At 61.6% G+C, this 15995-nt stretch carries 16 protein-coding genes; 10 read left to right on the top strand and 6 right to left on the bottom strand.

The window, feature by feature from the left end:
* Nucleotides 1–48: 48 nt before the first annotated feature.
* The 4 genes from F3J24_RS00495 to pobA form a co-directional block, all read right to left on the bottom strand.
* Nucleotides 49–486 carry a universal stress protein gene (locus tag F3J24_RS00495; protein WP_029158699.1) on the bottom strand — a complete coding sequence of 146 codons (438 nt, stop codon included), beginning with the start codon at nt 484–486 and terminating at the stop codon, nt 49–51.
* Between the two features lie 146 nt (nt 487–632).
* Nucleotides 633–1106 (bottom strand): hypothetical protein, encoded by a 474-nt coding sequence (locus F3J24_RS00490; protein ID WP_167001815.1) that lies wholly within the window; start codon nt 1104–1106, stop codon nt 633–635.
* Nucleotides 1107–1295: 189 nt separating this feature from the next.
* Nucleotides 1296–2075 (bottom strand): 2OG-Fe dioxygenase family protein, encoded by a 780-nt coding sequence (locus tag F3J24_RS00485; protein WP_167001813.1) that lies wholly within the window; start codon nt 2073–2075, stop codon nt 1296–1298.
* A gap of 194 nt (nt 2076–2269) precedes the next feature.
* Complete coding sequence (gene pobA / locus F3J24_RS00480) at nt 2270–3445, bottom strand: 4-hydroxybenzoate 3-monooxygenase (RefSeq protein ID WP_167001811.1); 1176 nt, start codon at nt 3443–3445, stop codon at nt 2270–2272.
* A gap of 180 nt (nt 3446–3625) precedes the next feature.
* On the opposite strand from pobA, the gene F3J24_RS00475 reads away from it, so the two are divergent.
* Nucleotides 3626–4414: an IclR family transcriptional regulator C-terminal domain-containing protein gene (locus F3J24_RS00475; protein WP_167001809.1), complete on the top strand. Its 789-nt coding sequence runs from the start codon at nt 3626–3628 to the stop codon at nt 4412–4414.
* A gap of 145 nt (nt 4415–4559) precedes the next feature.
* Here F3J24_RS00475 and F3J24_RS00470 read toward each other — a convergent pair whose 3' ends face one another.
* Nucleotides 4560–5471 carry a LysR family transcriptional regulator gene (locus F3J24_RS00470; protein ID WP_003055493.1) on the bottom strand — a complete coding sequence of 304 codons (912 nt, stop codon included), beginning with the start codon at nt 5469–5471 and terminating at the stop codon, nt 4560–4562.
* Between the two features lie 188 nt (nt 5472–5659).
* Here F3J24_RS00470 and F3J24_RS00465 point away from each other — a divergent pair, with 188 nt between their 5' ends.
* Entirely contained in the window at nt 5660–6658 is a 999-nt protein-coding gene (locus F3J24_RS00465; protein ID WP_003055494.1) for a tripartite tricarboxylate transporter substrate binding protein, read from the top strand.
* Nucleotides 6659–6778: 120 nt separating this feature from the next.
* Here the strand turns inward: F3J24_RS00465 and F3J24_RS00460 are convergent, their stop codons facing one another.
* Nucleotides 6779–8119: an MFS transporter gene (locus F3J24_RS00460; RefSeq protein ID WP_167001807.1), complete on the bottom strand. Its 1341-nt coding sequence runs from the start codon at nt 8117–8119 to the stop codon at nt 6779–6781.
* Nucleotides 8120–8457: 338 nt separating this feature from the next.
* On the opposite strand from F3J24_RS00460, the gene cyoA reads away from it, so the two are divergent.
* The 8 genes from cyoA (at nt 8458) to F3J24_RS00420 (ending at nt 15975) form a co-directional block, all read left to right on the top strand.
* Nucleotides 8458–9513 (top strand): ubiquinol oxidase subunit II, encoded by a 1056-nt coding sequence (cyoA, locus tag F3J24_RS00455; RefSeq protein ID WP_167001805.1) that lies wholly within the window; start codon nt 8458–8460, stop codon nt 9511–9513.
* A gap of 62 nt (nt 9514–9575) precedes the next feature.
* Nucleotides 9576–11582, top strand: coding sequence for a cytochrome o ubiquinol oxidase subunit I (cyoB, locus tag F3J24_RS00450; RefSeq protein ID WP_003079510.1), 2007 nt, complete (start codon nt 9576–9578; stop codon nt 11580–11582).
* The gene (gene cyoC / locus F3J24_RS00445; protein ID WP_167001803.1) at nt 11575–12207 is read left to right on the top strand and encodes a cytochrome o ubiquinol oxidase subunit III; all 633 of its coding nucleotides are present in this window, start codon (nt 11575–11577) and stop codon (nt 12205–12207) included. The genes cyoB and cyoC overlap by 8 nt, the downstream gene beginning before the upstream one ends.
* Complete coding sequence (cyoD, locus tag F3J24_RS00440; RefSeq protein WP_034352369.1) at nt 12208–12633, top strand: cytochrome o ubiquinol oxidase subunit IV; 426 nt, start codon at nt 12208–12210, stop codon at nt 12631–12633.
* Between the two features lie 8 nt (nt 12634–12641).
* Nucleotides 12642–13424 carry an SURF1 family protein gene (locus F3J24_RS00435; protein ID WP_167001801.1) on the top strand — a complete coding sequence of 261 codons (783 nt, stop codon included), beginning with the start codon at nt 12642–12644 and terminating at the stop codon, nt 13422–13424.
* Nucleotides 13425–13545: 121 nt separating this feature from the next.
* Nucleotides 13546–14847 carry an ATP-binding protein gene (locus tag F3J24_RS00430; protein WP_167001799.1) on the top strand — a complete coding sequence of 434 codons (1302 nt, stop codon included), beginning with the start codon at nt 13546–13548 and terminating at the stop codon, nt 14845–14847.
* A 15-nt stretch (nt 14848–14862) separates the two neighbouring features.
* On the top strand, nt 14863–15399 hold the full coding sequence (locus F3J24_RS00425; protein ID WP_003055506.1) for a response regulator transcription factor: 537 nt from the start codon (nt 14863–14865) through the stop codon (nt 15397–15399).
* Between the two features lie 156 nt (nt 15400–15555).
* Complete coding sequence (locus F3J24_RS00420; protein WP_167001797.1) at nt 15556–15975, top strand: polymerase; 420 nt, start codon at nt 15556–15558, stop codon at nt 15973–15975.
* Nucleotides 15976–15995: the final 20 nt, after the last annotated feature.

Below are 15995 nucleotides of genomic sequence, written 5' to 3'. Positions count from 1 at the left end.
AAAACGGCTCCCTGGGGAGCCGTTGCTACGTGGATAACTGCCTTGCTCTCACTCGCGCACAACCAGCACCGGCACACGCACGGCACCCAGCACGCGCTGGGTGACGCTGCCCAGCATCAGCTTCTCAAGGCCGCGCCGCCCCTGGGAGCCCATGACAACCAGATCGGCGCCCACGCTTTCCATGGTGCGCACAATGCCTTCATGCACGGCATGGCCCTCACCCACCAGGGTCTTCACTGGCACGCCAGCCTCGTCCATGATGGCTTTGACCGCATCCAGTGCGGTGTTGGCCTCGGCCGTTGCAGCACTCAGATACTGCGACTGCCCATAGGCAAAGTCGGCACCGACGCCGGTGAAAGGATAGGGATCGACCACATACACTGCCGTCACGGCGCTGCCGAAGACCTTGGAGAGTTCGGCGGCCTTGCGTGCCGCCAGCATGGAAGGCTTGGAGCCATCGACCGGAACCAGAATGTGATTGAACATGGACATATGTTTCTCCTTTCGAGTTGCAGGCGACATGAACCTCAAGCCAGAGACCCGGGGCAGATGCCGCTCTTGGAATAGCATGCAGTCTGCCTTCATCATGCCTCAGCGTGTTGACATGAATCAACCCCAAAGTTCAACGCATCTCAGATGCAGACATGCGCTGCCTGGTATTCGTAGCACTTGTCCAGCAGCCTGTCGGACTTGTCGGTGATCGTGATGCGCGTGCCGTCGGGGCGCAGCAGGGAGACGTTCTTGAAGGCAGGCTCATGCGGCTTGCTGGGCGCATCGCGGCGCACGGTCCAGGCCTCCTGGACAACGCCGTCGGGCATGTCCATCATCACGACGATCTGCTCGGTGTCATCGGACAGGCGAATGCACTTGGCATCGTTCATCTCGACGACGGCTCCGGCGGGCGCTGCCAGACCATAGGGACATTCCTGAACGCCGTGAATCGGCACCGAGATATCGCCGAGGGAGATTTCCAGTCCGTTGCGAAAATAGATCGTGGGTTCCTTGATCTGGGCCGCCTGCGCAGGGCGATCCTCGAAGGGCTGGCAGGCCGCTATCGTGGCAAGAGCTGTCAGCACGGAAATGCTAAGGGCGTAGAAGCGATTCATATAAAAAAACCACGCCTTGCAGGGCGTGGTGTGGGCCAGTGGACCTGGCTGCCTGGATGAGAGCTTACGCGGCGATGTGAGAACTTCGTCGCAACGAGCCCGCATCATGCAGTGTTAAGGGCGTCACTTTGATGCATTGAGAACGTTACAGTTTTGCCCAAATTTTCCAAAGCAGCCCGCCCGGGTCCGTCAGGAGGCCTGAGCCGGCTGCTCCTGAAGCTCGGCGCCCTGGAAGTTGCCACGGCGATAGGTCAGCACCAGCGTGTCGCGCACGCCACCGGGCTCGGCAGGTTGAATCGGCGTGGTCTCATGAATCATGCGCGCGTCATCGAGCAGCATCACGGACCAGGGCTCGGTCAAGGTAAAGCGCTGGCCGTTGGGACCAGTCGCTTCGAACACCCGGGTCTCGCCCCCTTTGACGCCCTTGCGTCCCACCAGCAGCACGGCGACCAGATCAACGCCGTCGCGGTGCGCGCCTTCTGGCGTGGGACGTCCGATGCCGTCCGTGGTGTCGATGCGGAACTGGTGCGCCTCGACAAACCAGCGCTCATGCCGCTCGTCGGTGCAGAACACCTGATCGGCCAGTTGCCCCAGAGCATTGATCATCTCCAGCCATGCCGCGCTCGTCGTCGTGCTGTCCAGCATGGGCTCGAACATGCGCTGCATGCCGCCATGCAGCGCGTTGTATTCCACGGGCTGCCAGTGGGCGCGGTGGGGCACCTGCTGCACCTGATCGCCTTCGCTGACAAAGCAGGAATGACGGCGGCGGCGATAGCGGCCGCCATCCTTGAGAAAGGCGTCGGGCGGCAGGCCCTGCCAGTCCGCATCCATGGCATGCAGATCGCTCACGCTCAGGCCCATCCACTGGGCGAAGTCCTCGGGCTGCAGCACGGCATAGCCGCGCGTGCGCAAGGACAGGGCTGCCTCGGCAGCGGCAATATAGGGAGGGGAAAACATGATGTGCGCCATAAGGTCGGCAAGCTTACTCCTCGCAGGCCCTTGCAGCTTACGCCCCGGCATCAAAATTTACGCAAGGCAGCATCAACCAAATTGCATGGATGAAAAAATGCCTGCATCGCGCAAAGCGATGCAGGCAGACAGCCTGACGCCAAGAAGGTACCAGACATCATCACGACCGTGATGACAGCGATCAGTTCTCAGGCTTACACCAGGGGCAGACCCACATAGTTCTCGGCCAGCGAGGTGGAGCCGGCCTCGGAGTGGACGATGTAGTCCAGCTCTGCTTCCTGCACCTTGGTGTTGAACTCGCCCTCGCCGGGGAAGTTGTGCAGCATGGAGGTCATCCACCAGGAGAAACGCTCGGCCTTCCAGACCCGACGCAGGCACTGCTCGGAATAGCGATCGATACCGGCTTCGGACTGCTGCTGGTAGTACTCGACAAAGGCTTGCGACAGATAGCCCACATCGGAAGCCGCCAGGTTCAGGCCTTTGGCGCCTGTGGGAGGCACGATGTGGGCGGCGTCGCCGGCCAGGAACATGCGGCCGAAGCGCATGGGCTCGGTTACGAAGCTGCGCAGCGGCGCAATGCTTTTCTCCAGCGAAGGACCGGTCACCAGATTGGCGCGCGCTTCGGGGTCCAGGCGCTTCTTGAGCTCTTCCCAGAACGCTTCGTCGCTCCAGTCCTCGACCTTGTCGGTCAGCGGCACCTGCAGATAGTAGCGGCTGCGTGTGGCGCTGCGCTGGCTGCACAGCGCAAAGCCGCGTTCGGTGTTGGCATAGATCAGCTCGTGCGACACGGGCGGCGTATCGGAGAGCAGGCCCAGCCAGCCGAAGGGATAGACCTTCTCGAAAGTCTTGATCTTGTCCTGAGGCGCGCTGGCGCGGCAGATGCCGTGAAAGCCGTCGCAACCGGCGATGAAGTCGCATTCGATCTCGTGCACCTGGCCGTCTTTTTCGTAACGCACCTTGGGCTTGTCGCTCTCGAATTCCACGGGCTGCACGTTGCTGGCCTCGTACACCGTGGTCAGGCCCTCCTGGGCACGCACTTCCATCAGGTCACGGGTGACTTCGGTCTGGCCGTAGACCATCACGCGCTTGCCGCCGGTCAGGCCGTTGAGGTCGATACGGTGGCGCTTGCCCTTGAACAGCAGCTCGATACCGTCGTGAGGCAGACCTTCCTCATTCATGCGCTTGTCGGCACCCGCCTGCTTGAGCAGATCCACCGTCACCTGCTCCAGCACGCCGGCGCGGATGCGGCCCAGCACATAGTCGGCGCTGCGCTGCTCGATGATGATGTTGTCGATGCCCGCCTTGTAGAGCAGCTGCCCCAGCAGCAAGCCCGAGGGACCGGCACCGATGATGGCGACTTGTGTACGCATGAATATGACTCCTTGTTATGGCTCAAAAACCTGTCAATCGGCGCGCGTGACAACGCCGGTTGCGCTATGGAGCAAGACTAAGTTTTGTGCTGCATCAAGACAAAGGAGAGAATCGTTGTTTGCGCGATAATCGCACAATGAGAACGATGATCGCGCAAAACAAGGACAACAGAACCGAGCATGAGTGAATCCGGCACCCCTACCATCGCTGCGGCGGACTTCATTGCCGGCCTGGCCAAGGGCCTGGCCGTACTCGAGAGCTTCGACACCGAGCGCCAGCGCCTGAACGCCACCATGGCGGCCGAGCGCGCGGGCATCACGCGCGCCGCCGCCAGGCGCCATCTGCTCACCCTGGCCTATCTCGGCTATCTGGAATCCGATGGCAGCTATTTCTGGCTGGCCCCCAAGGTGCTGCGCCTGTCGGGTAGCTATCTGGCCTCGGCCCGGCTGCCGCGCATCGTGCAGCCCGTGCTGCACAGGCTGGCCGCGCAGACCGGACTGTCCTACTCCTGCGTGGTGCGCGAGGGCCGCGAAGTCGTCATCGTCGCGCGCAGCGCCGTGCATGAGAAAGGCGAGCGGCTGATGGCCCACGGACTGCACCTGGGCACGCGCCTGCCGGCGCATGCCACGTCCACGGGCCGGGTGCTGCTGGCCTCGCTCTCGGGCTCGGAGCTCGACGACTGGCTGGCCACCTATGACCTGCCCAAGCTGACGGCGCACACGGTCTCCGATGGTGCGGCGCTGAAGACCTTGCTCGACGAGGTGCGCCGCCTCGACTACTGCATGGCACTTGAGGAGCATGAACTGGCGATTCAGGCCGTGGCCGTGCCGCTGCGCAATATGCGCGGGCGCACCGTGGCAGCGCTGAATGTGGTGACATCGGCCAAGCGCATGAGCCCGCAAACCATGCAGCAGGAAATACTGCCGCTGCTGCAGGAAGCCGCGAGAACCTTGCGCCCGCAGCTTTGACGCTATTAATATCAAAGCTTATTGCGCTTTCCCTTCATTGATTTCAGGTACAAATAAGGTTGAAATCCTTATTCAACAGGCGCAAACAGCTCCCCTAACAGGAGCATAAACCGACAGCGGCCATGCCCCGGAGCAGGCCAGTCGCTCAGATATGACCGCTTTCCACCGAGCAGACTTGCATGCTGAGACGGCGCAGCAGCTCGGCTGTGCGGCGCATCAGGGGCGTGGACTTCTTCTTGGCGGGCTGCACCAGACACAAGGTGCTGACGATATGCGGCGACTTGATGGGCACCTCCACCAGCGATGCATCAGTGGCATGACTGTGCATGGCGCTGTCGGTCAGCGCCGCATAGCCATAGCCGCCACGCACCAGATCCAGAATGGCCGGCACGCTGGAAACCTCCCAGACCACATTGAGCTTGACCTGGGACAGCGTGGCCTGGGCCTCCATCAGTTTGCGGAAAATCTGCCCGTGCTGGGGCATGATCAGCGGGAACTCGGCCAGATGCTCGAACGGGATGCTGGTGCGCCCTGCCAGCGTGCTGGCCGGCCCGATCAGGCACAGACGCTCTTCGAGCACGGGCGAGACCTCGATCTGCGGGTGCGGCTCCGGCGTGTAGACCAGGCCCAGATCCATGCGCCCCGAGGTTAGCCACTCCGAGATATTCATGGAGAAACCTTCGACCACCGCCAGCCTGGCCTTGGGCATCTCGCGGCTGAAGCCATCGATCAGGGGCAAGGTCAGGCGCCGCGCCAGGCTCGGCGGCAGGCCCACGGTGATGCGCCCCACGGGCTCGTCGCGCTGGCTGCCCAGGTCTTCCTTGGCCATTGCCACGCGCTGCATGATGGCGTGCCCATGCTCGAGCAGGCGACGCCCCGCATCGGTCAGCGTCACGCCGCGCCCGGTGCGTATCAGCAATGTCTCGCGCAACTCGGTTTCCAGGGCCCGTACCTGACGGCTGAGCGCCGGCTGGGCGGTGTCCAGCAGTACCGCAGCTTTGCTGAAGCTCCCCACTTCGGCCACCCGAACAAAGGTCTCTATCTGCTGCAGATTCATGCTCACACCTTTCAAAACAAGCTATGCTATTTTGCTATAGCTGCTAGCCTCAGCTAGACCTAGGTGTTTATGCCCCAAGTGACACAATGTAATTAACTGGGCCTGAATATCTAAAAATAACAGCCGACGATATCAACAATGCGTGGTCCACACGCAATTCATCATCGACATCCTTCCAGGGAGACAAAATGACCCATAAGCTCAACATGAGCCGTCGCCAAGCTGCATTCGCACTCGGCGCCATTGCCGCAGCCGTGGCAGCCCCCTCGTTCGCCCAGAGCGACAAGTGGCCCACCAAGTCCTCGCGCATCATCAACCCCTTCCCCGTAGGCGGCGGTCCCGATGGCATCTCGCGCCTGGTGGCCGACAAGCTGGGCCGTGCCTGGGGCCAGCCCGTGGTGGTGGAAAACCGTCCCGGCGGCAACGGCTTCATCGCCATCAACGAATTCAAGCGCGGCGCGACCGACGGCACGGACATGATCCAGCTGGACAACGTCCACATCGCGGCCTACCCCCACCTGTTCAAGAAGCTGCCCTACGACCTGAACAAGGACTTCGACATTCTGATGCCCTTGTTCCGCAACTACTTCTTTGTCTGCGTGCCCGTCAACAGCCCCTACAAGACCATCGGTGACCTGATCGCCGATGCCAAGGCGCATCCCGGCAAGCTGAACTACGGCTCATGGTCCGTGGGCAACCCCGTGCACCTGGGCTCGGCACTGCTGGAAAACCAGACCGGCACCAAGATGGAGCACGTGATCTACAAGGAAACCAGCCAGCTGTACCAGGGCGTCGCCAATGGCGAGTTGACCTTTGCCCTGGGCTCTCTGGGCACTGCAGGTCCTCTGGTACGTGGCGGCAAGCTGCGCTTCCTGGCGGTGGCTGCTCCCAGCCGCATTGCCGGCTTCGAGAACGTGCCCACGGTGTCCGAATCGGGCGGCCCCAAGGATTTCGCAGCCATCGGCTGGAACGCCCTGGCCGTGCGCCCCGGCACTCCTGCGGCCGTGGTCGAGAAGATCCGCACCGATGTCCGCCAGGCGCTGACCGGCCAGGACGTGAAGGAAAAGTTCGCTGCCTTCGGCTACGAGTCCTTCAACCCCACACCCGCTGAATTCAAGGCCTTCATGGCTTCCGAGAGCAAGCGCTTTGGCGAGGTGATCAAGAAGGCCGGTCTGGCTCTGGACTGATACAGCCCGCCCATCCGTAAAGAAGCCGCCTCTTGAAGGCGGCTTTTTCATGCGCTGCAGCATCAGAAAAAACGCCCGATGCGCAGCACCGGGCGTTTTGCAGAGAAGCGAGCAAGCTTCTTATTGATCGCGCGCCTCGATGGCACGGTTGATACCCAAGGCAGCCAGCGTGCACAAGGCGCCCGACAGCAGATAGATACCCAAAGCCACCAGACCGAACTTGGCCGAGACGCCCAGGGCTACCAGTGGAGCGAACGCCGCACCGATGAGCCAGGCCATATCCGTGGACAGGGCCGCGCCGGTGTAACGATAGCGCGACGAGAAGTTGGAGGTCACCGTGCCCGATGCCTGACCATAGGACAGGCCCAGCAGCACAAAGCCCACCAGGATGAACACATTGTTGCCGGTGCTGCCGCTGCCCAGCAGCCAGGGCGCCAGGAAGCTGAAGATACCGATCAGGCAGGCCATGGTGCCCAGGGTGTTGCGGCGACCCACTCGGTCCGCCAGCCAGCCCGACAGCATGATGGCCGCGCCGGCCAGCAGCGCGCCGATGATCTGCACCACCAGCACTTCGGTCATGGACTGATCGGAGTACATGGAGATCCAGGACAGCGGGAACACGGTCACCAGGTGGAACAGCGCAAAGCTGGCCAGTGCGGCGAAAGCACCGATCAACACATTGCGGCCTTCGTTGGCCATGAGACTGGTCACGCTGATGGGCTCCAGCTCACGCTCCTGCAGAAGCTGGGTATAGGACTGCCCCACGACCAGACGCAGGCGGGCAAACAGCGCCACCACGTTGATGGCAAAAGCCACGCAGAAGGGATAGCGCCAGCCATAGCTCATGAACTCGTCCGCCGACAGGCTGGAGTACAGATAGGCAAACAGCGCTGCCGCAATGATGAATCCCAGCGGCGCCCCGAGCTGGCCGATCATCGAGTACCAGCCGCGCTTGTTCGGCGGTGCGGACATGGCCAGCAGCGAGGGCAAGCCATCCCAGGAGCCGCCCAGCGCCAGGCCCTGGCCGATGCGCAGGATCACCAGCGCCCAGACGGCCTTCATGCCGGCGACCTCATAGCTGGGCAGAAAGGTCATGCCCACCGTGCAGACGCCAAGCAGGAGCAGCGCCAGTGTCAGTTTGGTGGCACGCCCCCAGACCCGCTGCACGGCCATCGACAGCGCCGTGCCTACAGGGCGGGCCACGAAGGCCAGCGAGAAGATGGCAAACGCGGCCAGCGTGCCGTCGAGCTTGGACAGATAGGGAAACAGCAGCGAGGGAAACACCAGCACGCAGGCGATGCCGAACACGAAGAAGTCAAAGTACTCGGAAGAGCGCCCTATGATCACGCCCACCGCGATCTCGCCAGGGGTCACATCCTCATCGGTATCCGCATAGGCCAGGGTTTCCGAGTTCTCATAGTCTTGCTGAGTAAGACCAACGGACGGGTTCATGCTTATCATAAAGGTACAACTCCTTGTCTTACTTTTCAGTCCCGGGGACGCTTTCCGTTCTACGCCCAAGCATGTGCAGCTGCAATAGAGTTTTTGCCCTGAACCCTGTCAGCCCAGCCCTCGGCAGAGGAGGCCTAGTGGGGCGAATTTGACAATTTCAAGCCCTGTCAGCGCAAAGTTTGCCCGCCTTTAAAAGGTGCTAAACCCTTGTCGCGTAGCGTATTTTCAAGACTAGACCCTTGACCTTGGACAAAATGTCCAATGGACACCCCCCGGTTTGGTATTACATTTGCCGAGATCCAGTAATCCGCGTTTACACCTAAGCGCGACTTTGTCACGCCTAAAGCATGTTAAAAATCAAGGAAATCCGTGGGCCCGCGTGGCTCTCAGCGGCCGCTTTGACCGCAACCCTCGCCGGTTGCAGCAAGGCCGTCGTCCTCAACCCAGCTGGCGATGTCGCCAAGCAGCAAGGCGATCTGGTCATTACGGCCACTTTGCTGATGTTGCTCATCATCGTCCCCGTCATCTTTTTGACGCTGCTGTTTGCCTGGAAATACCGCCAGTCCAACACCGAAGCCAAGTACGACCCCGAATGGCACCACTCCACTGCGCTGGAACTGGTGATCTGGACGGTTCCCCTGCTCATCATCATCGCTTTGGGCGCCATTACCTGGATCAGCACCCACAAGCTCGACCCCTATCGTCCTCTGGACCGCATCTCCTCCACCAAGGCGCTGGACCCCAACGTCAAGCCCCTGGAGATTCAGGTCGTGTCCCTGGACTGGAAGTGGCTGTTCTTCTACCCCGAGCAAGGCATTGCCACCGTCAACGAAGTGGCTGCCCCGGTGGACCGCCCCATCCGCTTCAAGCTGACCTCCACCAACACCATGAACGCGTTCTACGTTCCTGATCTGGCCGGCATGATCTACACCATGCCCGGCATGCAGACCGAACTGAATGCCGTGATAAACAAGCCCGGTGTCTATGGCGGCAAGTCCTCTCATTACAGCGGCGCTGGCTTTGCCGGCATGACCTTCAAGTTCCACGGTCTGGAAAACCAGCAGTTCGACCAGTGGGTGGCCCAGGCCAAGAGCGAAGGCAAGACGCTGACGCGCGATGCCTACCTCGATCTGGCCAAGCCCAGCGAGCGTAACCCCGTTGAACGCTTCGCCAGCGTGGACGAAGGCCTGTACAACAAGGTCCTCAACCGCTGCGTGGAAGAAGGCAAGATGTGCATGAACGAAATGATGGCCATCGACGCCGCCGGCGGCAAGCCACCTGCACACCACGGCAAGACCTCCAGCGTGACCCTGCCCCTGGATGTCTGCACTTCCAAAGACGCTGACCGCGTTGTCGCCCTGCTCGACGAAGTCGCCGCCTCCGGAGCTGTCGCACAGCAATAAGTAGTTCACGGTGCGGATGCGCTCACCGCTCAGCCGCTCCAATACGACAAAAGAGACTCAACATGTCTGAAACAACAACCCCGGCCTCCCACTGGCTGTTGGGCCGTATCACATGGGACCAGATTCCCATGACGCATGAGCCCATCGTGCTCTTGACCTTTATTGCCGTGGTGCTTGGCGGCCTCGTCGTGGTCGGCGGCATCACCAAGTTCCGCCTCTGGGCTCCGCTGTGGAACGACTGGATCACCTCCATCGACCACAAGAAGATCGGCATCATGTACATGATCCTCGGTCTGGTCATGTTCCTGCGCGGCTTTGCCGATGCCGTGATGATGCGTCTGCAGCAGTCCATGGCCTTCGGCGACAACATGGGCTACCTGCCTCCTCACCACTACGACCAGATCTTCACAGCCCACGGCGTGATCATGATCTTCTTCGTGGCGATGCCCTTCGTGACCGGCCTGATGAACTACCTGGTTCCTCTGCAGATCGGCGCACGTGACGTGTCCTTCCCGTTCCTGAACAACTTCAGCTTCTGGATGACCACCGGCGGCGCCGTGCTGGTGATGATCTCCCTGTTCCTGGGCGAGTTCTCCACCTCCGGCTGGCTGGCACTGTCCAATCTGGGGCACCAGAGCGGCAGCACGGGTCTTGATTACTACATCTGGGGCCTGCAGGTTGCCGGTGTCGGAACGACCTTGTCAGGTATCAACCTGATCGTGACCATCATCAAGATGCGCGCTCCCGGCATGAACCTGATGAAGATGCCCGTCTTCACCTGGACTGCCCTGTGCACCAACGCCCTGATCGTGGCCTCCTTCCCCGTACTGACCGCAGCCCTGGTGCTGATGTCGCTGGACCGCTACGTCGGCACCAACTTCTTCACGAACGAGCTGGGCGGCAACCCCATGCTGTACGTGAACCTGATCTGGATCTGGGGCCACCCCGAGGTCTACATCCTGATCCTGCCCTGCTTCGGCGTGTTCTCCGAAATCGTGGCAACGTTCAGCCGCAAGCGTCTGTTCGGCTACACCTCGATGGTTTACGCCACCGTGTGTATCACCATCCTGTCCTACCTGGTGTGGCTGCACCACTTCTTCACCATGGGCTCCGGTGCCAGCGTGAATACCTTCTTCGGTATCACCACGATGATCATCTCCATCCCCACGGGCGCGAAGATCTTCAACTGGCTGTTCACCATGTACCGCGGCCGCATCCGCTTCTCGGTGCCCATGCTGTGGACGGTGGGCTTCATGGTCACCTTCGCCATCGGCGGCATGACCGGCGTGCTGCTGGCCGTGCCTCCCGCAGACTTCGTGCTGCACAACTCGCTGTTCCTGATCGCCCACTTCCACAACGTGATCATCGGCGGCGTGGTGTTTGCCGTGTTTGCCGGCATCAACTACTGGTTCCCCAAGGCTTTCGGCTTCCGACTCAACGAGTTCTGGGGCAAAGCTTCGTTCTGGTTCTGGCTGGTCGGCTTCTGGGTTGCCTTCACTCCCCTGTACATCCTGGGTCTGATGGGCGTGACTCGCCGTGCCAACCACTTTGACGATCCCTCGCTGCAGATCTGGTTCATCATCGCTGCCTGCGGTGCTGCCCTGATCGCTGCCGGTATCGGCTGCTTCTTCATCCAGCTGGCCGTGTCCATCTGGAAGCGCGACGAGCTGCGTGACGTGACTGGTGACCCATGGGAAGGTCGTACCCTGGAATGGGCCACTTCCTCGCCCCCTCCCCAGTACAACTTTGCCTTCACCCCCGTGGTGCATGACATCGACGCCTGGACCGACATGAAGAAGCATGGCTATCAGCGTCCGCTGAGCGGCTTCGAGCCCATCCACATGCCCGCCAATACCGGCGCCGGCGTGGTGATTGCCGGCCTGTCCACGGTTCTGGGCTTTGCTCTGATCTGGCATATGTGGCCTCTGACGATCGCTTCGTTCGTCGCGACCATCCTGGCTTCGATCATTCATACCTTCAACTACAAGCGTGACTACTACATCCCTGCGGTCGAAGTGGCCACAACGGAAGAAGCACGTACCAAGCAGCTTGCAGCAGCCCATGTCTAATACACATATCAACGCTGGCGGCGCGGCCGCCCTGGCTACTCGCGAGTACCACCTCGCGCATGAGCCCCATCCGGAAAACGGCACCTCGCTGGGCTTCTGGCTCTACCTGATGAGCGACTGCCTGATCTTTGCCGCACTGTTCGCCACCTATGGCGTGCTGGGCCGCAGCTATGCAGGCGGCCCCTCGGGCAAGGATCTGTTCGATCTGTCGCTGGTGGCCGTCAACACGGCCTTCCTGCTGATGTCGTCCATCACCTTCGGCTTTGCCATGCTGCAAAAGCAGAAGAAGAACGTGAACGGCACACTGCTGTGGCTGGCCGTCACCGGTCTGCTGGGCGCGGCCTTCCTGGCCGTGGAACTCTATGAGTTCCACCACCTGATCCATCAAGGTGCGACGCCTCAGAGCAGCGCCTTCCTGTCGTCCTTCTTCACGCTGGTGGGCACCCACGGTATCCACGTGACCTTCGGTCTGATCTGGCTGATCACCCTGATGATCCAGATCAAGAAGCACGGCCTGATCAACGAGAACGTGCGCCGTATCAACTGCCTGTCCATGTTCTGGCACTTCTTGGACGTGGTCTGGATCGGTGTGTTCACCTTTGTGTATCTGATGGGGGTGCTGTAAATGAGCGCACACGATATCCACGCCGGTCATGACGATCACCACGATCACGACGACCTGCACGTCACCATGGGCGACTATGTGAAGGGCTTCATCCTGGCCGTCATCCTGACAGCCATCCCCTTCTACCTGGTCATGAACAACGTCATCACCGACCGCACCACGGCCGTGGCCGTGCTGGGCCTGTTCGCGGTGGTTCAGGTGCTCGTGCACATGGTGTACTTCCTGCACATGAACGGCAAGATCCAGGGCGGCTGGACCATGCTGTCCACCATCTTCACGGTGATCTTCCTGGCGATTGCGATCTCCGGCACGCTTTGGGTCATGTTCCACATGAACACCAACATGATGCCCGGTCATGAAATGCACCAGGCCGCAGGCCATGCAGATCACGCAGGTCACACGGCTCCAGCAGCTGTCACACCTTGACTGACCTCATGAAGAACCAGAGCGCTGCGCGGCAGCGCTCTCCCTTCGCCAAGGCGATGCTCGCGTTAGTGGGCATCGCCTTGTTTTTAGGGTTCATGGCTCTGGGCACCTGGCAGGTGCAGCGCCGCGCCTGGAAGCTCGACCTCATCGAGCGCGTGGAGCAGCGCGTGCACAGCGCCCCCGTAGCGGTTCCCGAGCCCGGCCAGTGGCCGCAGATCAATGCGGCCAGCCACGAGTACCTGCCCGTCAAGGCACAGGGCCAATGGCTGGACAGGCAAAGCGTGCTGGCCAAGGCCTTGACCGAGGCCGGCGCGGGCTTCTGGCTCATGACGCCGCTGCAGCTGGCCGATGGCACACAGATTCTGGTCAACCGCGGCTTCACGCCTGAGAAGACGCGCAGCCAATGGCTCAAGCAGATTGCCGAAGCTGGCCCGTCTGCCGAGACCGTCACCGTCGTCGGCCTGATGCGCATGAGCGAGCCCGGCGGTGGTTTTCTGCGCAAGAACGATCCCGCCAACGACCAGTGGTACTCGCGCGATGTCGCCGCCATCGCCCAGGCCCAGGGTCTGAGCAGGCCCGCCCCCTACTTCATCGACCAGGGCGTGCCCGCCAGCAACCCCGCCCATGCCCTGGCAGAGGCCGGCACCGAAGTCCTGCGCCCCGGCATGACGGTCATCCGCTTCCCGAACAGCCATCTGGTCTATGCACTAACCTGGTATGGGCTGGCCATCATGGTGATCGGAGCGGCCTGGCTGGTGCGCCGGCACGACAAGGCGGTTGCCAAAAGCTGATGCCTACCCCTGAAAAGCGCTCCCCGGAGCGCTTTTTTTCGGCCCATTCAGGCGGCACCTACATCAGGAACGCATAGCCCCAAAGGCGTCCGTGGCAGCCGCGCTCGGTGACAATTGCGCGGTGAGCCAAATTTCCGATTCCCTGTTTCGCGTACAGCGCCTGACCGAGCGGCAGAACATGCAGCTGCTGATTCAGCTGCGCTGGATTGCCGTAGTCGGCCAGGTCGTCACCATCTCGCTGGTGCACTACGGCTTTCAGATTGCCCTGCCCCTGCTGCCCATGGCGCTGGTGCTGGTGGCTCTGGTGGCCACCAACCTGGCCTATATCTACTGGAGCCAGGGCCTGCACCGGCCCGTGACCTCGCGCAGCGTCTTCTATGCGCTGCTGGCCGATGTGCTGGCCCTGACCATTCAGCTGTACCTGAGCGGCGGTGCCAGCAACCCCTTCATCTATCTGTATCTGCTGCAGGGCATTCTGAGCGCCGTGCTGCTGCCCGCCCACTACACCTGGTGCGTGGTCGCGGCCTCCTTTGTCGGTGTCACGGGCCTGACCCTGTTTCACCAGCCCCTGCATGTGCAGTTCGTCAGCCAGGAAGGCCTACCCAGCCTCTACGTGGTGGGTGTGCTCATCAGCTTTGCACTGACCAGCATCCTGACCATCGTCTTTCTGACCCGCATCGTCGAGAACACGCGCCGGCGCGACAAGCGCATCTCCAATATGCGCCAGCGCGCCAGCGAGGAAGAACACATCGTGCGCCTGGGCCTGCTGGCCACCGGCGCGGCCCACGAGCTGGGCACGCCCATGGCCACCATGTCCGTGATCCTGGGCGACTGGCAGCATATGCCGGCACTCATGCAGGATGAGGATCTGCGCGAGGACCTGCAGGAAATGCAGCGCCAGCTGCTGCGCTGCAAGTCCATCGTCTCAGGCGTGCTGCTGTCGGCCGGCGAGACCCGGGCCGAAGGTACGGAGAGCACCACCTTCGCCAGCTTTGTGCAGGGCGTGGTCAGCCACTGGCAGGCCCACAACAGCCTGCAGCACTTCGCGCTGCACCAGCAGGGAGTGAAGGACTTCGCCATTCTCTCGGATACTGCATTGCAGCAAATGATTTGCAATTTGCTGGACAATGCCCTCGAAGCCTCGCCCGACTGGGTGGAGCTGACCCTGAGCAGCGATCACGACCAGATACGCATCCAGGTGCGCGACCATGGTCCGGGCTTCGATGCCGCCGTGTTGCAGCAGTTGGGCCAGTGCCATGTCTCCACCAAACTGGAGCGCCCTGGTCGCGGCCTGGGCCTGTTTCTTGTCACCAACGTGGCACGCGCCCTGGGCGGCCGCGTTCATGCCGGCAATCTGCCGGCTCAGCAAGGCGGAGGCGCTCTGGTGGAGGTCAGCCTGCCCCAGTCCGCTCTCGCGATTTAAGACATTGTGGTTTGCATGGAAGAAGACCGTTTACTGCTGCTGGTTGAAGATGACGCGGCATTTGCACGCACGCTCAAGCGCTCGTTCGAGCGCCGGGGCTACCGCGTGCTGCATGCCACCAGCGGCGAGGAAGTTCAGCTGCTGCTGACCCAGCACCGGCCGCAATATGCGGTCATGGACCTGAAGCTGGCCGGCAATGCCTCGGGCCTGAACTGCGTGCAGATGCTGCATCTGCACAACCCGGATGCGCTGATCGTCGTGCTCACCGGCTACGCCAGCATTGCCACGGCCGTGGAAGCCGTCAAGCTCGGCGCCTGCCACTACCTCGCCAAACCCTCGAACACCGACGATATCGAAGCCGCCTTCGGCCGCATCGAGGGCCGCACCGATGTGGAAGTCAGCAGCCAGACCACTTCCATCAAGACGCTGGAGTGGGAGCATATTCACGAGACCCTGGCCGAGTCCGGCTTCAACATCTCCGAGGCCGCACGCCGCCTGGGCATGCACCGGCGCACGTTGGCGCGCAAGCTGGAAAAGCGCCAGGTCAAGTGACCGGCATCAAACCAAAATAGCAATGTTGATAGCTGCTTGCGCCTTTCAGTATTGCCTTTCAAGTACAAAAGTATCTGAAATCGTTATGCAACAGGCGATAGCAGCTCCTTGTTTCATTAGCTTCGCGACTGAGTCCCCGCGCACCGGCAGGCGACCATGAAGCAGCAGCAACCCCGACTCATAGGAGTCACCGGCCTCGCTCTGCTGTTTCTGTCCTATGCGACTGCCCTACCCTGGCTCGTGCGCGGCGAAGCCGTGCATCTGGTGCCTTTTCTCTGCGCCCTGGTCTTTGGCTGCTGCCTGATCCGCCCTCTGAGCGTCGCCTTCCAGCGCGCGCCAGGGCCGGCAAGGGTGGCAGCGCTGCTGTTTCTGGCCCTGATCGCAGCCGCCGTCACCTTCATAGTGGCTGGCGGACATGGCCAGCGCCTGCTTGCACATATGCGGACCCTGCCGCTGTGGCAGGTCAACCACCTCTTCTTTCTGTTTTTTGCCCTGCTGCCGCTGAGCAAGGGCATCATCGTCGCCGCGCTCAATTTCGTCAGCATGGTCGCGCGTGGCGCCGGAGGCAAGCCCTAGGCAGGCATTGAGCAGGCACC

Source organism: Comamonas sp. Tr-654, assembly GCF_011752915.1.
Lineage (GTDB): Bacteria > Pseudomonadota > Gammaproteobacteria > Burkholderiales > Burkholderiaceae_C > Comamonas.
The sequence above is the reverse complement of the archived record's forward strand: the minus strand, read 5'-3'. Positions and strand labels throughout refer to the sequence as shown.